Annotated in this window: 16 protein-coding genes; 8 read left to right on the top strand and 8 right to left on the bottom strand. The window is 67.3% G+C overall.

Annotation, left to right across the window (positions count from 1 at the left end; all coding sequences use genetic code 11):
* Window positions 1-125: 125 nt before the first annotated feature.
* Both ACIGJG_RS23460 and ACIGJG_RS23465 read left to right on the top strand, forming a co-directional pair.
* The gene (locus tag ACIGJG_RS23460) at window positions 126-2,018 is read left to right on the top strand and encodes a methyl-accepting chemotaxis protein (protein WP_483673994.1); all 1,893 of its coding nucleotides are present in this window, start codon (window positions 126-128) and stop codon (window positions 2,016-2,018) included.
* 174 nt (window positions 2,019-2,192) lie between these two features.
* Complete coding sequence (locus ACIGJG_RS23465; RefSeq protein WP_483673995.1) at window positions 2,193-3,779, top strand: MDR family MFS transporter; 1,587 nt, start codon at window positions 2,193-2,195, stop codon at window positions 3,777-3,779.
* A 9-nt stretch (window positions 3,780-3,788) separates the two neighbouring features.
* On the opposite strand, the gene ACIGJG_RS23470 is transcribed toward ACIGJG_RS23465, so the two are convergent.
* Both ACIGJG_RS23470 and ACIGJG_RS23475 read right to left on the bottom strand, forming a co-directional pair.
* Window positions 3,789-4,721 carry an oxygenase MpaB family protein gene (locus ACIGJG_RS23470; protein ID WP_483673996.1) on the bottom strand — a complete coding sequence of 311 codons (933 nt, stop codon included), beginning with the start codon at window positions 4,719-4,721 and terminating at the stop codon, window positions 3,789-3,791.
* 248 nt (window positions 4,722-4,969) lie between these two features.
* On the bottom strand, window positions 4,970-5,251 hold the full coding sequence (locus tag ACIGJG_RS23475; protein WP_041680293.1) for a hypothetical protein: 282 nt from the start codon (window positions 5,249-5,251) through the stop codon (window positions 4,970-4,972).
* 315 nt (window positions 5,252-5,566) lie between these two features.
* Between ACIGJG_RS23475 and ACIGJG_RS23480 the strand changes: the two genes are divergently transcribed.
* Complete coding sequence (locus ACIGJG_RS23480; protein WP_220630058.1) at window positions 5,567-6,022, top strand: BON domain-containing protein; 456 nt, start codon at window positions 5,567-5,569, stop codon at window positions 6,020-6,022.
* A 76-nt stretch (window positions 6,023-6,098) separates the two neighbouring features.
* Here the strand turns inward: ACIGJG_RS23480 and ku are convergent, their stop codons facing one another.
* The 5 genes from ku to ligD all read right to left on the bottom strand — a co-directional run bounded on the left by ku (window position 6,099) and on the right by ligD (window position 12,639).
* Window positions 6,099-7,103, bottom strand: coding sequence for a non-homologous end joining protein Ku (gene ku, locus ACIGJG_RS23485; protein WP_011301196.1), 1,005 nt, complete (start codon window positions 7,101-7,103; stop codon window positions 6,099-6,101).
* 16 nt (window positions 7,104-7,119) lie between these two features.
* Window positions 7,120-7,263, bottom strand: a complete 144-nt coding sequence (locus tag ACIGJG_RS23490) for a hypothetical protein (RefSeq protein ID WP_166487102.1) — start codon at window positions 7,261-7,263, stop codon at window positions 7,120-7,122.
* 88 nt (window positions 7,264-7,351) lie between these two features.
* Entirely contained in the window at window positions 7,352-9,331 is a 1,980-nt protein-coding gene (locus ACIGJG_RS23495; RefSeq protein WP_011301195.1) for a hybrid sensor histidine kinase/response regulator, read from the bottom strand.
* Between the two features lie 210 nt (window positions 9,332-9,541).
* Entirely contained in the window at window positions 9,542-9,937 is a 396-nt protein-coding gene (locus ACIGJG_RS23500; RefSeq protein WP_011301194.1) for a hypothetical protein, read from the bottom strand.
* Window positions 9,934-12,639 (bottom strand): DNA ligase D, encoded by a 2,706-nt coding sequence (ligD, locus tag ACIGJG_RS23505; protein ID WP_483673997.1) that lies wholly within the window; start codon window positions 12,637-12,639, stop codon window positions 9,934-9,936. The genes ACIGJG_RS23500 and ligD overlap by 4 nt, the downstream gene beginning before the upstream one ends.
* A gap of 316 nt (window positions 12,640-12,955) precedes the next feature.
* Between ligD and ACIGJG_RS23510 the strand changes: the two genes are divergently transcribed.
* A complete protein-coding gene (locus ACIGJG_RS23510) occupies window positions 12,956-13,969 on the top strand; it encodes an SDR family oxidoreductase (RefSeq protein ID WP_011301192.1) in 1,014 nt (337 codons plus the stop codon).
* Between the two features lie 31 nt (window positions 13,970-14,000).
* On the opposite strand, the gene ACIGJG_RS23515 is transcribed toward ACIGJG_RS23510, so the two are convergent.
* Window positions 14,001-15,017 carry a sigma-54 interaction domain-containing protein gene (locus ACIGJG_RS23515; RefSeq protein ID WP_011301191.1) on the bottom strand — a complete coding sequence of 339 codons (1,017 nt, stop codon included), beginning with the start codon at window positions 15,015-15,017 and terminating at the stop codon, window positions 14,001-14,003.
* A gap of 344 nt (window positions 15,018-15,361) precedes the next feature.
* Between ACIGJG_RS23515 and ACIGJG_RS23520 the strand changes: the two genes are divergently transcribed.
* From ACIGJG_RS23520 to ACIGJG_RS23535, 4 genes are all read left to right on the top strand, one after another.
* Entirely contained in the window at window positions 15,362-16,765 is a 1,404-nt protein-coding gene (locus ACIGJG_RS23520) for a sigma-54-dependent transcriptional regulator (protein ID WP_011301190.1), read from the top strand.
* A 99-nt stretch (window positions 16,766-16,864) separates the two neighbouring features.
* Window positions 16,865-17,677 (top strand): sensor histidine kinase, encoded by an 813-nt coding sequence (locus tag ACIGJG_RS23525; protein WP_483673998.1) that lies wholly within the window; start codon window positions 16,865-16,867, stop codon window positions 17,675-17,677.
* 162 nt (window positions 17,678-17,839) lie between these two features.
* Window positions 17,840-18,220 carry a hypothetical protein gene (locus ACIGJG_RS23530; RefSeq protein ID WP_011301188.1) on the top strand — a complete coding sequence of 127 codons (381 nt, stop codon included), beginning with the start codon at window positions 17,840-17,842 and terminating at the stop codon, window positions 18,218-18,220.
* Window positions 18,221-18,282: 62 nt separating this feature from the next.
* The gene (locus ACIGJG_RS23535) at window positions 18,283-18,876 is read left to right on the top strand and encodes a hypothetical protein (protein ID WP_011301187.1); all 594 of its coding nucleotides are present in this window, start codon (window positions 18,283-18,285) and stop codon (window positions 18,874-18,876) included.
* Window positions 18,877-18,912 lie beyond the last annotated feature (36 nt).

An 18,912-nucleotide genomic window follows, 5' to 3' on the forward strand; every position in this document is an offset into this window, starting at 1 on the left:
TCAAGAAGTGTTCGGTCACCGCCGATAGGCAGCCGTGCGCCGGTTGTCAGCAGTCACGTCCAGTGACAGCTCCCACGCGCGCGCATGACAAAAATATCAATCACGGAGTGTTTGGAGGGAGTGAGATGGCCTGGTTGCGAAACCTTGGCATAGGGACCCGCCTGTCCCTGGCCTTTATGCTGGTGGTGCTGTTGCTGATTGGCGTCGCGGTATTTGGCGTGACGTCGCTGGCTGGGATGAACGCATCCTTGCACCTGACCGTGGAGGGTCGCCTGCTCAAGGTGATCGACCTTGGCCATGTCAAGCAAGACGCGCTCGAGATCGGCGTGATCGTGCGTGACGCGGCCCTGACCGAAGATCCCGCGCTGGTCCAGCAGAATACGCAGCACATCGACGGCATGCGCAAGGAGATGGGCGCGACGCTCGATGCGCTGGGCAAGCTGATCGCGGCTTCCGGCCGTCCCGACCTGCAGAAGACCTTTTCCGATCTGACCACCTCGCGCGAGGCCTACAACGGCCAGCTCGACATGGTGCTGCGCCAACTGGGCTCCGGCGAGTTCGCCGGCGCGCGGGCGGCCCTTGTGGTGACGTTGCCCGCCGCGCAACGCCCGTACTTCGAAAAGCTCGATGAGATCATGGACGGCGGCCGCAACCTTGCGCTGGCCGCGGTCAAGCAAGCCGATGCGGGGTTTGTCTGGACCCGTAATGTGCTGCTCGGCCTGACCGCGCTGGCCGTGCTGCTCGCGGTGCTGATGGGCACCGCCATCACGCGGTCGATCACCGGCCCCGCGCGCGAAGCACTGGAAGCCGCCGAGGCGCTGGCAACGGGCAATCTGCGCCACGCGTTCAACGTGCGCAGCCGCGATGAAATGGGCCGCATGCTGGCGGCGCTCGAACGCGCGTTCCGCCACCTCGCGGCACTGGTGCATGGCATCCAGCAGGCGTCTGGCTCGATCGACGGCGCCACGCGCGAGATCGCCCGCGGCAATACCGACCTGTCGCAGCGCACGGAACAGCAGGCTGCGTCGCTGGAGCAGACCGCAGCATCGATGGAGCAACTCACGTCGACGGTGCGCCAGAACGCCGACAACGCGCGACAGGCCAACCAGCTGGCGGTCAACGCTTCGGATGTGGCCACGGAAGGCGGCCGCGTCGTGCGCGATGTGGTCCAGACCATGGACAGCATCTCCAGGTCGTCGTCGCAGGTGGCGGATATCACCGGCGTGATCGAGAGCATTGCGTTCCAGACCAATATCCTTGCGCTCAACGCGGCGGTTGAAGCGGCGCGCGCGGGCGAGCAGGGGCGCGGCTTTGCGGTGGTGGCGTCCGAGGTGCGCAATCTCGCGCAGCGCTCGTCCGCTGCCGCCAAGGAAATTGCCGAGCTGATCGGCGGCTCGGTGCGGCAGGTGCAGGACGGTGCGCGTCAGGCAGAGCAGGCGGGCAAGACCATGGACGACATCGTTGGCGCGGTGCGTCGGGTGACGGACATCATGGGCGAGATCTCGGCGGCCAGCACGGAGCAGACTTCTGGCATCGAGCAGGTCAGCCTGGCGGTGACGCAGATGGAAAGCATGACGCAGCAGAACGCCGCGCTGGTCGAACAGGCCGCCGCCGCGGCGGAGAGCCTCATGCAGCAGGCCGGCGGCCTGGTGAACGAAGTGGGCCGGTTCGACGTCGCACAGGGATCGCCTGCGACGCTCGCGCTCAGTGCAGTCGTGCCGCCGCGCGAGATCGAACCCGCGCCGCTCCCGCCAGTGACGAAGCCGGTGACGCAGACCCCGGCCCTGGCCGCCCCGCGTGCCCGTGCCGCGGCCGTGCCTGCGGCCACGCGTGCGCCGGTGCAGCGCAAGCCACAATCGCAGCCCGTGCTGGCCAAGCGCGCGCCGGCCGTGCCCGCAAAGCAGCGTCCGCCGGTCGGCCGACAGCGTCAGGAACCGGTGCTCAAGACCGCCCTGCGGCGCCCCGCCGGTGCCACGCAGACGGCCATGGCCGACAGCGGCGACTGGGAAACCTTCTGATCCGACCGTAGCAGTCCCTTCACCATTGCGCCGGCGCCCTCGACGAGAGCCCCGGCGCGGATGTCTCAAAGCGCCTACAATAGCGGCTCTTCCTGACCCTCGTAGCAAGAGCAGGCCGGTCCACCTGGCGCATGCGGCGCCTTGCGGCCGCCATGCCTGCCGCCGCTGGTGCCGATGACCGCCGTTCCTTCCCAGTCGCCGCGCGCGGCCGATACTTCGCCTTCCTCGTCCTCCCCAACCGTCCCGACCGCCCCGACCGCCAGCGAACCGCCGGTCATGCAGATCCTGTTCGGGCTGATGCTGGCCATCCTGCTCGGCGCGCTCGAACAGTCGATCGTCGCAGTGGTGCTGCCCGATATCGCGCTGCAGCTGCGCGGCTTCGAGGACATGGCCTGGGTGATCTCGGCCTACCTCGTCGCCTCGACTGTGGCCACGCCGATCTACGGCAAGCTCTCCGACGTGCTGGGCCGGCGCTCGGTACTGTCGTTCTCCATCCTGCTGTTCATGGTCGCCTCCGCGGTGTGCGCGCTGGCCCAGACCATGCCGCAGCTGATCCTCGCGCGCATCCTGCAAGGCCTGGGCGGAGGCGGACTGATCTCGGTGTCGCAGGCGGCCATTGCCGACGTGGTGCCGCTGCGGGACCGCGGCCGCTACCAGGGTTACGTGAGCGGCGTGTGGGCCGTGGCCAGCATGGCCGGGCCGGTGATCGGCGGGTACCTCGCGCATTACCTGTCCTGGCGCTGGATTTTCTGGATCAATCTGCCGCTGGCCTTGCTGGCGCTGGTCGTGGTGCGCCGTGCACTGCGCTTCCTGCCGGTCAGCGGCCGGCGCCATCGCATCGACTATCTCGGCGCGCTGCTGTTCGGCGGCGGCCTGAGCGGCGTGCTGGTGTTCCTGACGCGGCTGGGGCAGGGGCATTCCCCGCTGCGGACGGATTCACTGGCGCTGCTGATCGCCGGCCTGGTGGCCATCGCGCTGTTCGTCTGGCAGGAAAAGCGTGCGGCGGATCCCGTGATTCCGCTGGCCATGCTGGGCGTGCCGACCGTGGCCATCTGCTGTGCCACGCTGTTCTTCTGTTTCTTCCAGCTCATCGCCATGTCGGTGTTGCTGCCGCTGCGTTTCCAGGTAGTGGGCGGAGCCGCGGCCGATGCCGCTGCGCTGCGGCTGGTGCCGCTTACGCTAGCGATTCCGTTCGGCGCCTACGCGTCGGGGCGCATCATGTCGCGCACTGGCCGCTACAAGCCGCTGCAGATGGCGGGCGCCTCCGTCGCGCCTCTGGCGATTGTCGCGCTCGCCTTTGTCGATCCGGCCGCGGTCTGGCTGTGCGTGCTGGTAATGGTGATTCTTGGCTTTTCGATCGGCTTGCAGCTGCCGAGCGGCCTGGTCGCCACGCAAAATGCCGTGCCGCCTCAGCAGGTAGGCATTGCGACGGCATTGACGGCGTTTTCGCGCATGCTCGGTGGCGCGGTCGGCGTGGCGGTGCTGACCACTGTGCTGATCGCGCTGCTGCGCCATAGCGGGATGGCCGTGACTGACCTGTCCGGCGGCGAGGACGTGCTGATGAGCATGTTCCGACGCGCGCTGGCCCCTGACACCCCGGCGGCCGACGCCGCCGCCGTAAGACAGGCCGCTGAGCACGCCTTCCGCCTGCTGTTCCTGATGAGCGCGGCGGTGTCGTTGCTGGCGCCGTTCCTGGTCATGCGCCTGCGGGAAGCCACCTTGCGAGGCAGCCCGGCGGCTGCCTCGGCGGCGGCCGAGTAGCCCTCGGTCTCAGGCGCCGCGCGCCACCCGCCGCCGCGCGCGCGCCGCCAGCCCCGGCCCCAGAGCCCAGCGCAACGTCGGGGCCAGCACGCGCATGCCGGCCAGCGATGCCGGACGGCGGATCGATGGCCCGTCGAGATCGAGCATCCGCCGCGCCCAGTCGGGCAGCAGCGCAATGCCCGCGTAGGCCATGACGCGCACCGCCGGCAGCAGCATCGGGTTGGCCACCGGCATCTTCATCACCAGCCGCGCCACTTCACGCGTGCGCGCGCTCGCTTCCAGCTGCGGCCGCATTGCCTCGAGATAGGCGGCGATTGCCGCGCTGGAGCGGGGCACATGGGACGCGCCCAGCAATTCGGCAATCTGAGCGACTTCGTCGTAATAGCGGTCCTGCTCGGCGTCGCTAAGCGGTCCGACATAGCGCAGATACCCGGCCATGAAGCTCGATACCTCGGCCACGTGCACCCATGTCAGCAGGACCGGGTCATCGGCGGCGTAGGGCCGTCCGTCCAGTCCGCTGCCGCGGATGTGCGAGTGGATGCGTCGCACGCGCTCGATCAGTGCCATGGCGTCGGCGCGGCTGCCGTAGGTCGTCCCCGCGATGAACTGGGCGGTGCGGCCCAGTCGCCCTTGCATGTCGGCCCGGAAGGTCGAATGGTCCCAGACACCAGCCAGTGCCAGCGGGTGCAGTGTCTGCATCAGCAGCGCGCTGACACCGCCGGCCAGCATCGCCGGAAAGTCTGCATGCACGCGCCAGCAGACCGCATCCGGGCCAAACAGCCCCGGGTCGCCGGGCGGGTTGTCGTAGTCCAGCGTCAGGCCGGAATTGCTGCGGGTGAGCGCGCGCACCTGAGCGCCGGCCTCAGAGCGCAGGCGACTCGAAATGCGGCTGATGAACTGGCCGTGGCCGCGGCCAGCCGTGGGGTCGGTGGAGGCTGACAAGATCGGTGGATGCGTTGGAGGTCACGGTCAGGATACACGGGAAGCCGGTGGCGTGATGATGGCTGACCGGGGGCTGGTGCGACTGCACAGTTGCGATGGGCGGGGCGAGCAACAAAAAAAGAGCCGGAATTCCTTCGAATTCCGGCCCACCCAATGTCCGGGATGCGTGAATGGCAGCACCGCATGCTGCTGCCCGCATGCCGGAGAACTTATGTGCCGGTGCCGGACGGGCACCGGCAGGTCACGCGTTACGGCTGGCGCTGGCCTCCGCCTCCCATGCCGCCTTGTCCCTGTTGATGGCTTTGTTGGCCTTGCTGGCCCTGTTGCGAGCTTCCGCCGCGATCCTGCTGCTGCTGTTGGCCCGAACCCTTGTCCTGGTTACCCATCTGTCCGCCGCTCGAGCGTTGGCCCTGTTCAGAACCTTGCTGGCCGCTGCGTTGGCCGCTTTGCGACTGCTCCTGCTGCCGCTGGCCTTGTTGCCCTTGCTGGCCCTGTTGGGATTGCCCCGGCTGCTGTTGCTGCTGTCCCATTGCTCTCTCCATGTCGCGCGGCGAACTGCCGCGTCAAGGCATGTCGCAAGGCATATGCCAGCTTTGTCTTTACCGCCGCAGGCGGGATTCCCGTCGGCGGCGGTGAATGATTCCAGCCGGTTTTACAAATCGTTGTCCCGATTTACATGGCCGCGTGCCGCTCGGTTGGCCTGCCCAGTGCGTACTGCGCACACGCGACGGACTGGGAACAGGTACGGGGATTGCAGTACACCAGCGGGGCCGCCCCGCGTCGTCGCGTGCAAGCAGCATAGGTGCCGTGGCAGGCCGTTCCGATTACCCGCTTAGGAGAGAACCATGCAATCCAGCCAACCTACCGCTCCGATCCTGCGCAAGGCCTGTCTGGCGGCAGCATTGGCGGTTGTCGGGGGCAGCGCTTTGGCGCTGGATGCCGGCGGCTTCATGCGTACTGCTGTCGACACCACATCGCCGCCGTCCAATTCTGCGCCGGGCATGCCGGGCCGCGCCGCCATCGATCGCGACACGCGAACCGCCCCGGCAAACAGCGACACGAGCACCGACAAGGCCAAGCAGGCCGTCACGGACAGCACCATCACCACCAAGATCAAGACCAAGCTGCTGTCGACCAAGGACCTGAAGTCGACGGGCATCCACATCAAGACCAAGGATGGTACGGTCAATGTCAGCGGCGTCGTGCCGAGCCAGGAACAGCACGACCTGGCGCTGGAGACGATCCGCGGCGTGGACGGCGTGACCTCGGTCAACGACACGCTGAAGGTATCGTCGCGCTGACCGCCGCATGGACAATGGCCGGCCCCATGTGGGCCGGCCCTCGCATTGCCATGTCTTCCCGGTAGGGATCGCGGCGTCAGGCCTGCTTGCGCCGCGCTGTCGTCCGTGACGCAGAGGTGCTCTTGCCGCCGGACGAATGCGACGCGCGCTTCGCGGACGCGCGGCTGCCGGCCGCGCGTTTTGCGGGTGCATGCTTGCGGGCCGGCGCACGGCGTGCGGTCTTTCGAGGGGCGTCCTCTTCTTTGGGCTCGGAGGACTTGTCGCGACCCCCGCGCTTGCCCCGGGTGTCGAGGCTCTGCTTGAGCAGCGCCACCATGTCGATGACCTTGGCACTCTTGCGTGGCGCTTCCTCTTCTTCGGCCGCCGGCGTGAGCTCATGCGTCTGGCCCGATTCGATTTTCTGCTCGATGCGCGCCATCAGGTCGTGGCGATAGGTGTCGCGATATTGCTCCGGCGCCCATTCCTCGCTCATGTCCTCGACCAGCTTGACGGCCATTTCGATCTCGCGCGCGTGCGCACCCGTGGCCTTTCCGCTCGACGCCTTTGGCAGCTTGAGCTCCGAGATCGGCAGCACTTCGTCGGCAAAGCGCATGGTGTTGAGCACCAGCGCATTGTCGTCGACCAGCATGGCGGCCAGGTGCTGGCGATTGCGCAGCACCACGAGCGCCAGCGCGGCGCGTCCGGTGCGCCGCATGGTTTCGCGCAGCAGTGCATAGCCGCGCTCGCCGCGCTTGTCGGGTTCCAGGTAGTACGGCGTGTCGAAGTAGTAGGGCGGGATGTCGTCGGCCTGCACGAAACTGACGATATCCACCGTCTGCGTCGCCTCGACGTTGGCCTGCCGGAAATCTTCGTCGCTGAGCACCACGTATTCGTCTTTCTCGTACTGGTAGCCCTTGACGATGTGCTCCTTGGGAATGGGCTTGCCGGTGCTCTTGTTGATGCGCTGGTAGCCGACCGGTGCCATGTCCCGCGCGTCAAGCAGATCCAGGTCCAGTGTCTGGCTGCGCGACGCGGGCTTCAGCACCACCGGAATGTTGACCAGGCCGAACGTGATCGCGCCTTTCCAGATAATGCGGGACACGGCGGGTCTCCTCGAATCAGGCGGCCGCGCGTTGCGGCGGTGGCGGCGGCACGTCACCAGGGGGCGGATCGACGACGGGCTCTGGCTCGCCCGGCGGCGGTTCCGGGGGCGGGATCTCGGGCTTGCGAGCGGGTATGTCGGGGTCGGGAGTGGTATGCATATCGTGTTCCGTCAGGGTTGATGCGGTTGATCCTCGAAGGCTGCGCCGAGTGCCTTTTCGACGCCATTTCGGCGCCCTCTCGGCGGGATCAGCTGCCTTGCTCCTCGAACAGCCGGGTCAGCGCTTCCAGGCTGGCCGGCTTGACCAGATGGCGGTCAAATCCCGCTTCCAGCGCCCGCCGGCGGTCTTCGGGCTGCCCGTAGCCGGTGAGCGCAACGAGTGTCGCTCCGCGCATTTCGGGCAGCGCGCGCAGGCGCCGCGCGGTCTCAAAGCCATCCATGGCGGGCATGCCGAGATCGAGCAGCACTACCTCGGGCTTCACTTCCGGTGCGCGTGCAACGGCACTGGGGCCATCGGGCGCGGTCACCACGGTGTGTCCCAGCATCCTCAGCGTCATGCTCATGGCCTCAAGCGCATCGGTGTTGTCGTCCACCAGCATGATCACGCGCGGCGGGCCGGACGGCCGAGGCGCCATGGTCTCGGCCGGATGCCAGTTCTGCCACGGCTCGACCGGCAACTCCACGATGAAGGTGCTGCCTTCGCCGGGGCCCGGGCTTTCTGCCCGGATACTGCCGCCATGCAGCCGCACGAGCTGCTGGACAAGGGTCAGACCGATGCCGGGACCTTCCGGCATATAAGACTGCGCGCCACCCGTATCGGCGCCATCGTCCGCATATCCGGCTCCCGCAACGGGCGGGCTGCCCGGCTCCTCGGGTGCCAGCGGGTCGAACAGCAGCCGCTGCAGTGTCCCCGTAAGGCCCATGCCGTTGTCGTGCACCCTGACGTCGACGCGTCCGTCCGTCACCGTGACATCGAGCCGGATCTGTCCGCCGGCCGGCGTATAGGCCGCGGCGTTGTGTAGCAGATTGCTGAAGATCTGGGTGAGCCGGACCATATCGCCGCGCACGGGCAGCGGCTGTTCAGGCAAGGACAGCCGCAGCGTGTGCTGCTGGGCTTCCATGACGGGCCTTACGGTTTCCACCGCGGTGTTGAGCGCGCCGCGCAGTTCCACGAGGTCCTGTCGCAACGTGATCCTGCCCTGGTTGAAGCGCGAGATATCGAGCAGGTCGTCCACCAGTTGCGACAAGTGCCTGAGCTGGCGTCCGATCACGTCGCGCGCGCGGAATGCGTCGGCCGGCGCGGGTTGTGGCTGTTGCAGAAGGTCGACCGCGCTGCGCATGGGGGCCAGCGGGTTGCGCAATTCGTGCGCAAGCATGGCCAGGAACTGCTCCTTGCGGCGCTCCTCGCCGCGCAACGCGCGCCGGGCACGGTTCTGCGTGGTGACGTCCTGGCAAGTGCCGGCCACGCGCAGCGTCTCATTGCCAGTGCCGCGCATGGGGAAGGCGCGTGCAAGGACTTCACGGATGCCGCCGTCGGCGTGCATGAACTGGAATTCGATGTCGAGCTTGCCGTCCTGCAGCATGCTGGCAACGGCGCTTGCCACGCGCGCACGATCCGCCGGTACGACGCGATCCAGGCAGCACGACGGGTCTTCCATCATCTTTTCCGGCGTCTGGCCGCACAGCTCCGACAGGCGCGGACTGACGAACAACAGGCGGCGCTCGCGCGCGTCAAGCAGCCAGACCACATCGACGAGCGACTCCGCGAGCTGGCGGAACATGTCCTCGTTGTCGTGCAGGGCCTGGCTGGTGCGGTGATAGGCATCCTCGGCCCGGCGCAGCCGCAGCAGCGACTGGATACTGGCGATCAGTTCCTCGGGCTCTGACGGTTCGACCATGAAGTTGTCCGCGCCGCAATCCAGTGCTTCCACGCGCTGCGCTGAAGTGGCAAGCGCCGGCGAAGTCAGCAGGATGGGCGTACTGGAAAGGTGGGGGTCGGACTTGAGCAGCTTGCAGACCTCAAGCCCGCTGATGTCCGGGAGGCGCAGCGCCAACAGCACCAGCGCAGGCATATGCTGCCGCACCAGCGACAACGCTGCCTGTCCGGTCGAAGCTTCCAGCACCGAAAATCCGGCGCGTTGCAGGATGCTGCTCTTCACATAGCGCGGCCCTTCGCGGTCCTCCACGTTGAGGATCAGGCGGCCTTGGTGGGCAACGCGCGAGGTCATGGCCGGCAACCTTCGCGACGCGGGGCCGCAGCGCAGCGCGATGTAGAAATTACCCGATAGATTTGCGTACAGTATGTACGCTTTACAAGCTTATGCGTGCTCACGGCGTCGTTCCCCTTGTATCGCTGCGTTGGCAGCAGGTATCCGGTCCGTTATCGGTGGGACCACGAGGGGAACATGCGCAAAAGGCGTGCCGGAGCACCATCCGGGCTATCGCCGCGCCGCTTCACCGCTATGCGCTTCGGCGCTTGGTGAGGTTCCGCCATGCGGTCCGGCCGATTGCGGAGCCTCGGCGGCTTTCTGCGAAATCTTTCCTGGCTCCGTGGCGCCTGGCGCACCGCCAGCGTCCTTCTTGCCGAACCGCGAGGCGATCTGGTCCTGCACCTTCGCCAGGGCGTCGGCCTGGCGCTTCGCCTCTTCGGCTTCCTTCGCCTTGCGCGCATCCGTGGCCTGTTGCTGCTCCGGGGTAGGCGCTGGCAGGCGTGCGCTCGCGGGCAGGGCCACGGCGATCAGCAACGCGGCGGCCAGCGCGCGCCGGGAAAAGTGCGGCCCGGCGGCGCCAGCCAGGCGCACATGGCGGAGATAGGGAATCAAGGATCGGGTCATGGCTTGCTCCTTCCGGCGCGAGCCAGCCTGGTGGCAGCGCGCGTGATGGTCTGGCGGGTGTCCGCATAAGTGTCCCAGGGGTCGTGGCGTGCCAGCTCGTCCAGGCGAGGCGCCACATTGGCGACGGTCCACTGGTCGGAGGCCTCGAGCCCGTCGAGCTCGTCCCACGCAAGCGGAACCGACACGCCCAGGCCGGGGCGCGCCCGCGCGGAGAATGCCGCGGCCGTCGTGGCGCCAACGCCATTGCGCAGGTAATCGATGAAAATCTTGCCAATGCGGTTGCCCGCGCCGCTCTTGGCCACGAAGCGCTGCGGAATCGTCACGGCCATGTGCAGCACCACACCGTGGGCAAACTCCTTGACCTCATCCCAGCCCGCGCGCGGTGTCAGCGGCACCACCACGTGCAGGCCCTTGCCGCCGCTGGTCTTCAGGAAACTGGCGAGCCCGAGTTCGTCAAGCCACGCCTTCATCAGCGCCGCGGCTTCGCGCATGTGCGGCCACGGCACGCCCTCCCCGGGGTCGAGATCGAAGATGATGCGGTTGGGCCGGTCCATGCTGCGCTTGTTGGCATTCCAGGTATGGAACTCCACCACATTAAGCTGCGCCGCGGCCACCAGTGCGTGCTCCGAGACGATCTCGAGCAGCGCCGGATGACCCGGCCACAGGTCCGGATCGAGCACGTTGACGCCGTCGATCTTTAGCGTGTCGCCATGCCGCTGGAAAAACTGCTGGCCGGCGACGCCGGCCGGCGCCCGCACCATGGCGATGGGGCGGCCGCGCAGATGCGGCAGCATCAGTGGCGCCGCGCTTTCGTAGTAGCGCACCAGGTCTCCCTTGGTCAGCCCGCTGGCGGTATCGATGACGCGCTCCGCGTGACTGATGGCGACCTTGCCGTTCGCCGCCGTGGGTTTGCCCTTGCGCGTGGTGGCTGGCGCGCTCCTGGCTGCGGTTGTGGCCGCCGTCTTGCGGCCGGCGGGTGCGGCGGGCTTTTCCACGGACACCGCGCTGGCGGGTTTATCGCTGCGCAAGCCATGGAACACGGCATGGCGCACGCGGCCTTCGCGCGTCCACGATCCGAACGACACCTCGGCCACGAGCCGCGGCCGAACCCACAGCCCCTTGATCGAGGAGGGCAGCTCATGGAAGGGCGCCTTGTCAGTGCGCTGCGCATCCAGCTGTTCGCGCAGGCTGGCCAGCGAGCGCGTATCGAACCCCGTTCCCACATTGCCCGCATAACGCAGGCGCCCGGCGCTGTCGTGCACGCCGAGCAGCAGGGAGCCGAGACCCTGGCGGCTGCCCTTGGGCTCGGTAAAGCCCCCGATCACGAACTCCTGGCGCTGCGTGCATTTGAGCTTGATCCACGTGTTGCTGCGCGTGCTGACATACGGCGCGTCGATGCGCTTGCCGATCACGCCTTCGAGCTTCATGCGACAGGCAGCGTCGAGCATTTCGTCGGGGGCGGCTTCGAATTCCTCGCTGAAGCGCAGGCGTGTGCCGGTGTTGTTCTCGAACAGGCGCCGCAGCAGCGCGCGCCGTTCGGACAGCGGCGCCTTGCGCAGGTCGTGGCCGGCATAGAACGGCAGGTCGAAGACGAAGTACTGGATCGATTCCACGTGCGACGTCTCGAAGGCATTCTGCAAGGCCTGGAAATCGGTCTCGCCGTGCTTGCCGAGCACGACGATTTCCCCATCGAGCCAGCCATCGGGCAATCCGAGCGCGCGCACTTCGCGCGCGAGCGTCTTGAGGCGCGATGTCCAGTCGTGGCCCTGGCGCGTAAACAAGCGCACGTCGTCGCCGTCGATACGGGCCAGCATGCGGTAGCCGTCGAACTTGATCTCGTAGCGCCATGCATCGGCATCGGGGGGCGCTCGCTCGACCAGCGTGGCCAGTTGCGGCGACAGCGCGAGCGGCAGTGCGGCGGCAGTGGCGCGACGTGGGAGCGGCAAGGGCTTGGTTCTGGCGCTGTCCTTGGTGCTGTCCTTGGCGCCGTTGCCGGGCTTCGTAGCGTTCGTAGCGGCCCTTCGCCCGGTGGTCTTGCGCGCGGCCGATGTGCCGGCCAGCACGCTGTCGGGCAGCGCTTCGGTCACGTCGAATTCGGATGCGGGCACCGCCGCATCGTCGCGCTCCTTGATCAGCAGCCAGGCATCCTGCTCCTTCTGCCGGCTGCCGTGCATGCGCACCAGCGTCCAGTGGCCATGCAGCTTTTCGCCGCGCAACTCGAACTTGAGCTTGCCGGCGCGATAGGCCGCATCGGCATCGCCGTCGGGCACCCAGACCCCACGATCCCACACGATCACCGTGCCAGCGCCGTAGTGGCCCGGCGGGATCACGCCCTCGAAGCCCGCATAGTCGAGCGGATGGTCTTCCACATGCACCGCCATGCGCTTGTCGGCGGGGTCCAGGCTCGGACCCTTTGGCACGGCCCAGCTTTTCAGCGTGCCGTCGAGTTCCAGCCGGAAGTCATAATGCAACCGCCGCGCAGCGTGCTTCTGGATGACGAAGGACAAGGTGCCGGCGCGCTTTGCCTTTGGCGTTGCCCTGGCGCGCTGGCGCGTGCCGCCGGGTTCGGGCGTGGCTGCGAAATCCCGCATCTGGCGATACTTGCCGAGCGCGTCGGCCGGGCGCTTGCGCGCGGGCTCCGCAGTTCGGGTGCTACGCGTGCCGCGGGTGTCGTCAGGGGTCTGGCGCGTGGTCTTGGCCATGGTGAACCAGCCTCACCTTGCAAGGAGGCGAACCTCGGTGGCTTCAGCTTAGGCACGGCCCTGGCGCGCCGAAATCGGCGCCAGTCCTACACCTGAGTCGGCCAATGCCGCGCGCGTGTGCTTCTTACCGGACGTTGTAATTCCTCGCCGGCGCGTGCGCGTGTGTCCGGGCGCGAAACGCCGGCGCCGGGCTCCTGTGGCGGCGGGAACGCTCCTTGCGGGATAAAGGCCCTGCATATCGGTCGAGCGTCGCCGGCAGTGGGTCCCGGATGCCGGCGATCGTCGTTCCCTTGCCGGGGCATCAGGAAGCAAGCAGATGAAAGTCTCTCTGAAGAAAATCGGGTCGCAGGTCATCGTGCTGACGGGGGCCACCAGCGGTGTCGGCCTGGTTACTGCGCGCAAGGCCGCGGCCATGGGCGCCCGGCTCGTGCTGGTAGCCCGCAGCGAGGATTCGCTGCACAAGCTGGCCGAGGAACTGCGGGAGAAGGGTGCCGAGGTCATTACCGTGACCGCCGACGTGGGCCGGCACGAAGATGTGGCGCGCGTGGCGCATGCCGCCATCGAGCGCTTTGCCGGGTTCGATACGTGGGTCAACAATGCTGGCGTGACGATCTTCGGCCGCCATGCCGATGTGCCGCTCGAAGACCAGCGGCGCCTGTTCGACACCAACTACTGGGGCACCGTGCACGGCTCGCTGGCCGCCGCGGCGCACCTGCGCGAGCGGGGCGGCGCGATCATCAACATCGGCAGCGAGGCCTCCGACGGGCCGCTGCCGCTGCAAAGCGCATACGCGGCATCGCAGCATGCGATCAAGGGCTTCACCGATTCCCTGCGGCTGGAACTGGAGCAGGAAATGGCGCCGATCAGCGTCACGCTGATCAAGCCCGCCGGGCTGGAAACGCCGCTGGCCATGCATGCCAAGAACTTCCTGGACGTGGAGCCGCGCCTGCCGCCGCCACTCTATGATCCGGCACTGGCCGCGGAGGCGATCCTCTTTGCCGCCGAGCATCCGCGCCGCGACCTGTTTGTCGGCGGGGCGGCCAAGGCGTTCTCCGCAGCTGCCTATCACGCGCCGCGCACATTCGACCAGGTCATGCGCCGCTTCATGGGCCGCGCGCAGCAGACCCGGCATCCCGCCGGCCCGCTGGAGGACAACACGCTGTACGGCGGCGGCAACGACCTGCAGGAACGCACGGGCAACCGTGTCGCCTTGCAGTCATGCCCTTACACGACGAGTGCGCGCCATCCCGTGCTGACCACGGCGCTCGTTGTCGGCGCGTCGGCCGCACTGGCCGCAGTGATGCAGGTTCGCCGCGGACGGCATGACTAGGCCTGGCACGCATTGCCACCGGTGCCGGCCCTCAGCCGGCCCGGTACGCTTCAAGGCGGTTGTACAACGTCTTCAGGCTGATGCCGAGTGCGCGCGCGGCCTGCCGCTTGTCGCCGTTGTAGTGGGCGAGCGTGGCCATGATGATCTCGCGCTGCGTGTCGGCAAGCGTGGTGCCGACACGCACGTTGACGACACCGTCTACCGTGTTCGGCCGCTGCGGCTGCGAGCCGAGGTTGGGATTGCCGATCTCGATCACCTTGTCGGCGAGGATGAACGCGCGGTAGACCGCATTCTTGAGTTCGCGCACATTGCCGGGCCAGTCGTAGCGCGTGAGCCGCTCAAGCGTGCCGGCGGAAAACACCTTGTCGGTCCGCTCCATCGCGTTGTACTCGGCCAGGAAGTGCCGGGCGAGCGGAATGATGTCTTCCACGCGCTCCCGCAACGGCGGGATATGCAGCGGAAATACCGCCAGGCGGTAGAGCAGGTCTTCGCGCAATTGGCCGCCGCGCACGGCGTCGAGCGGGTCGCGGTTGGTGGCGGCGAGAATGCGGACATCGGTCGCGATCATCGTATCGCCGCCGACGCGGTGGAAGGTACAGCTTTCCAGAACGCGCAACAGTTTGACCTGCATCGCGAGCGGCATTTCCGTTACCTCGTCGAGGAACAGCGTGCCGCCCTGCGCCTGTTCGAAGTAGCCAGCCTTCTGGTCGATCGCGCCGGTGAAGCCGCCCTTTTCGTGGCCGAACAGTTCGGACTCGATCAGCGTAGGTTGAATTGCGCCGCAGTTGACCGCCACGAACGGTCCTTCGCACCGGCTGCTGCGCGCGTGTACGGCCCGCGCCACGACTTCCTTGCCGGTGCCGCTTTCCCCGACGGCGATCATGGTGACATCGGTAGCGGCGACACGTTCGACCTGCGCGAGCAGGCGGCGCATGGCGGGCGAGGTGCTTTCCCACAACAGGGAGACCTGCGAGGGAATGGCGCGGCCCCGCAAGCCCTCCGCTTGCGGGGCCGCGCCGCGTCGGGACGGACTGGCGGTAGTCGACACGTTGGCATGGATAACGGGGCGCGGGACGTTCCTATGCTAGCCCGTGGGGCAAGGCGGTGCCAGACGTCAGGCGCAGCGCGCGGAAACATCCGACAGCCGTGTCAGAGAGACACTGGCAACAATCAGGCCTGTAGATAGGTAGACTTCCCATACGCATTTTGCGTTGCTCCGCCCGTCTGCGATGGCAACACGTTACGTCAGACCGGACGACGGCAGGGCACGACGTGTTGCATTGCAGCAGGCGGGGAAGATTGTTTATTCCCCCGGCAACGCTATTGCGCGCTATTCGCTATTCGCTATTTGCTATCCCCAGGTCAACTCCCCGGCCTCCGGGCCGCGCAACCATGTCTCACATCCTGATTGTCGACGACGACGAGAATGCCTGCGCCGCGCTGGCCGAGATCGTGGCACTGGAAGGGTTCACCGCCTCGACCGCGGGCAGCCTGCGTGAAGCCCGCCTGCAGATCGGCTGGCGCATGCCGGATGTGATCCTGGCTGACCTGCGCCTGCCGGACGGCAACGGCCTGGAGCTGTTTGCCGAAGTGGCATCTTCGGGCGTGGAAATTATCCTCACCACCGGTTACGCGAGCGTAGACAGTGCCGTGGAAGCCCTGCGCTCGGGCGCCACCGATTACCTCGTCAAGCCCATCAACGTGGCGCGTCTGCAGACCGTGCTGAAGCGGCTCGCCAATACCGGAGCGCTGCGCGCGGAAATCCATTCGCTGCGCGGCGAATTGCGCCGCTATGGCCGGTTTGGCCGGTTGCTGGGCAGTTCCGACGTCATGCAGGCGGTCTACGACCAGCTCGCGCGGGTGGCGCCGACAGAGGCCACTGTGCTGCTGATCGGCGAGAGCGGCACCGGCAAGGAACTGGCGATGCAGACGGTGCATGAGTTGTCCGCGCGGCGGCGGCAGCCGTTCCTGGCGGTCAACTGCGGCGCCATCTCGCCGACGCTGATCGAAACCGAGATGTTCGGCCACGAGCGGGGCAGCTTCACGGGCGCCGACCGCCAGCACAAGGGCTATTTCGAGCGCGCCGACGGCGGCACGCTGTTCCTTGACGAAATCACCGAGATGCCTGCCGAGCTGCAGGTCAAGCTGCTGCGCGTGCTCGAAACCGGCAGCTTCATGCGGGTCGGTACCAACCGCGAGCAGCACGCCGATGTGCGGGTGCTCGCGGCGACCAACCGCAATCCTGAAGAGGCCGTCGCCGAGGGCAAGCTGCGCGCGGACCTGTTCCACCGCCTCAATGTGTTTCCGGTAGAACTGCCGCCGCTGCGCGCACGTGGCGACGACGTGATCCAGATTGCCAATACGATGCTGGAGCAGCTCAATGCCGAGCAGGGCACTGCGCGGCGCTTCGCACCCAACGTGCTCGACAGCCTGCGCCAGCACATGTGGCCAGGCAATGTGCGCGAGTTGCGCAATTTTGTGCAGCGCGCCTACATCATGGCCGATGACGACCTGATCACCGAAGTACAGGTGCCGCTGCAGGCTGCGGCGGCGCAGGCGCCGGCCGCCGCGATGGTATCGGTGCCGGTGGGCATGTCGCTGGCCGATGCCGACCGGCAGCTCATCTTCGCGACACTGGAACAATGTGCCGGGGTGAAAAAGCACGCTGCGGAAATTCTTGGCATCAGCCTCAAGACCCTGTACAACCGGCTGGAAGATTATGCAGCGCGAGGCGAGCTGCCCGAGTGGCTGCGTGCCGCGCGCACCAGCCAGGGCGGCATCCCAGCCAGCGGCTGACACCCACGGGCTCGCCACGGCGGTGTCGGCTGGCCCCGCTTGAGCTGGGTTGCATGCTTTTTGCATGGCAACTGCGTGAAAAACCGGGGCAACAAGATCATGACGCAGCATTCGCCATCCAGCGAGCCGGAGCATCCGAACCATGAACGCACGCCATCGCGCGAGCATGACGTGCGGACCGTGACGGAAGTTGGGGCGCTGATCGACCAGACCGCACACGACCTCCGTTCTTCGCTCAATGCCATCCAGAGCTGGGCCTACGTGCTCGAGCGCGCGATCGACCAGACCGCCGCGCCGGCACGGCGAGCGCTCGATGGCGTGCGCGCAGGCATCCAGCAGCAACTGGCGCTGGTGGAGGAAATGGAAGAGGCTGTGCGCTTGCTGGCCGACGACAGCCCGCCGCAATGGCGCCGCACCGACCTGCTTGCCGCAACCACGCAGGCCGTCGCCGACCGCCGGCAGGCTGCGGCTGCGCGGGGTGTCGAACTGAAAGACGTGCAGACCAGCGGCGAGCCGTCCGACTGGTTCATCGACGCGGACCCGGTTCGCCTGGCACCGCTGTTGCGCCATCTGGTCGTGCATTGCATCTGGCGTTCGCAGGCGGGCGGCTCGGTGGCCGTGCATCTGTATGCGGAACCGGAGTACATCCGCTTGCGCATCACGGAAAGTCCGCCGGTGGATCAGACCCGCGGCGCAAGCCGCTTGTCCGTGCTCTCCGATTTCTTCGGACGGCGTCCGGCGCCGCCGGCGCAGTCCACGCGGCAGTCCAGCGCGCTGCTGCTGACGCGCCGCATGGTGGAGCTGCACGGTGCGGTGCTCAGCACTGAGAGCGAAACCTCCGACACCGACAAGGTCACGGTCTGCATCGGCGTGAAGTTTCCACGCAAGGCGGCGCCTGCCGCCACGCTGTAGCTTTTACACTGCGCCGGCACAAAGTGCCGGCAATGCGCCCCCAAGGCGGGAACTGCGGTCCGCTGAAACGCCGGCGGCGTGGAGAAGCCTGCACAACGGCGGGCATTCGCGTGCTGGCCCGCTGATTGCATGGGAAGGGGTATTCATTACGGAGGCCCAGCCATGCAAAAAGCCCATGCTCCCGCCAAGCCCAGCACCGCCCGCAAGCCTGCCGCCACCTCCGCGAAAACGGGAAAGTCTGCAAAGGCCTCGGCACCGCGCGCCGGTGCGTCGGCAAAGCGCCCGTCGTCCAAGCCCGACACACGCTCCAGCGCGTCGTCTGATGAAAAGAAGCGCAAGACGTACCAGGGCGCGGTCGACGATTCTCTCGAAATGACGTTTCCCGCGAGCGATCCGATTTCGCCCAGTGCTGCCATGCACGCCGAGAAGAAGACGCAGACCGGCCGCGACGACGTCGACTGGAAACTCAAGCGCGGCAGCGAACACCAGCCCGCGGGCGCCAAGCCTGCCGGACATCGCAAAGGCGCGACCGGGCGCGGTTGAACGCCGCGCAGCGCTAGCCATGCCGAGACAGCCCCAATGCCCCGCACGACAAAGGAGCCTCCATGTCTGATGCCATCATCGCCGGTCGTTTCGACAGCTTTGCCAAGGCGGAAACCACGGCGAGCCGCCTGCGCGCGCAAGGCGTCGCCGAAGAAGACCTGAGCGTCTTCTACGTCAATCCGCCCGGCCAGCACGCGACCTATCCGATCGGCGGCGACACCGCTGTCGATCCCGGTGCGCGCCGCTCGGGGTTGGGTGCGCTGACCGGCGTGCTGCTGGGCGCGACGATGGGTGCGGCCGTCGGTGCCGCACCGGTGACGATCCTGGCGCTGTCGCCGCCGGTTTCGCTGTTCGTGCTGGTCTTTACGACAGGACTCGGGGCCTATGCCGGTTCGCTGGTCGGTGCGCTGTCCCTGACCCGCTCCGGACGGGCCGAAGCCCGTGGCGGTGGTTCGCCCGTGCGCAACGCCGGCGTATTGCTGGCCGCGCATGTCGAAACCGGCAACGCGGGCCTGGTGTGCGATGTCCTGCGCAAGGGTGGCGCACGGGACATCGAGCGTGCACAGGGCCACTGGCGTGAAGGCCGTTGGGCCGATTTCGACCCGCTGGCACCGCCCGTGCCGGCCGGGCGTGAAGGCGAGCCGTACCGCGCGTGACGGATCTGTTCGCATTTGCAACCATCAGGAGATGTC

The sequence above is a fragment of the Cupriavidus sp. C1SS-2L genome, from assembly GCF_057073735.1.

What these genes read in the sequence shown, in the direction of transcription:
- ACIGJG_RS23495 (WP_011301195.1), bottom strand. Translation starts at nt 9,331, where the DNA reads ATGACCTCGCGCGTTGCCCACCAAGGCCGCCTGATCCTCAACGTGGAG.
- ACIGJG_RS23535 (WP_011301187.1), top strand. Translation starts at nt 18,283, where the DNA reads ATGTCTGATGCCATCATCGCCGGTCGTTTCGACAGCTTTGCCAAGGCG.
- ligD (WP_483673997.1), bottom strand. Translation starts at nt 12,639, where the DNA reads ATGGCCAAGACCACGCGCCAGACCCCTGACGACACCCGCGGCACGCGT.
- ACIGJG_RS23490 (WP_166487102.1), bottom strand. Translation starts at nt 7,263, where the DNA reads ATGCATACCACTCCCGACCCCGACATACCCGCTCGCAAGCCCGAGATC.
- ACIGJG_RS23525 (WP_483673998.1), top strand. Translation starts at nt 16,865, where the DNA reads ATGACGCAGCATTCGCCATCCAGCGAGCCGGAGCATCCGAACCATGAA.
- ACIGJG_RS23500 (WP_011301194.1), bottom strand. Translation starts at nt 9,937, where the DNA reads ATGACCCGATCCTTGATTCCCTATCTCCGCCATGTGCGCCTGGCTGGC.
- ACIGJG_RS23510 (WP_011301192.1), top strand. Translation starts at nt 12,956, where the DNA reads ATGAAAGTCTCTCTGAAGAAAATCGGGTCGCAGGTCATCGTGCTGACG.
- ACIGJG_RS23460 (WP_483673994.1), top strand. Translation starts at nt 126, where the DNA reads ATGGCCTGGTTGCGAAACCTTGGCATAGGGACCCGCCTGTCCCTGGCC.
- ACIGJG_RS23475 (WP_041680293.1), bottom strand. Translation starts at nt 5,251, where the DNA reads ATGGGACAGCAGCAACAGCAGCCGGGGCAATCCCAACAGGGCCAGCAA.
- ACIGJG_RS23465 (WP_483673995.1), top strand. Translation starts at nt 2,193, where the DNA reads ATGACCGCCGTTCCTTCCCAGTCGCCGCGCGCGGCCGATACTTCGCCT.
- ACIGJG_RS23480 (WP_220630058.1), top strand. Translation starts at nt 5,567, where the DNA reads ATGCAATCCAGCCAACCTACCGCTCCGATCCTGCGCAAGGCCTGTCTG.
- ACIGJG_RS23530 (WP_011301188.1), top strand. Translation starts at nt 17,840, where the DNA reads ATGCAAAAAGCCCATGCTCCCGCCAAGCCCAGCACCGCCCGCAAGCCT.
- ACIGJG_RS23520 (WP_011301190.1), top strand. Translation starts at nt 15,362, where the DNA reads ATGTCTCACATCCTGATTGTCGACGACGACGAGAATGCCTGCGCCGCG.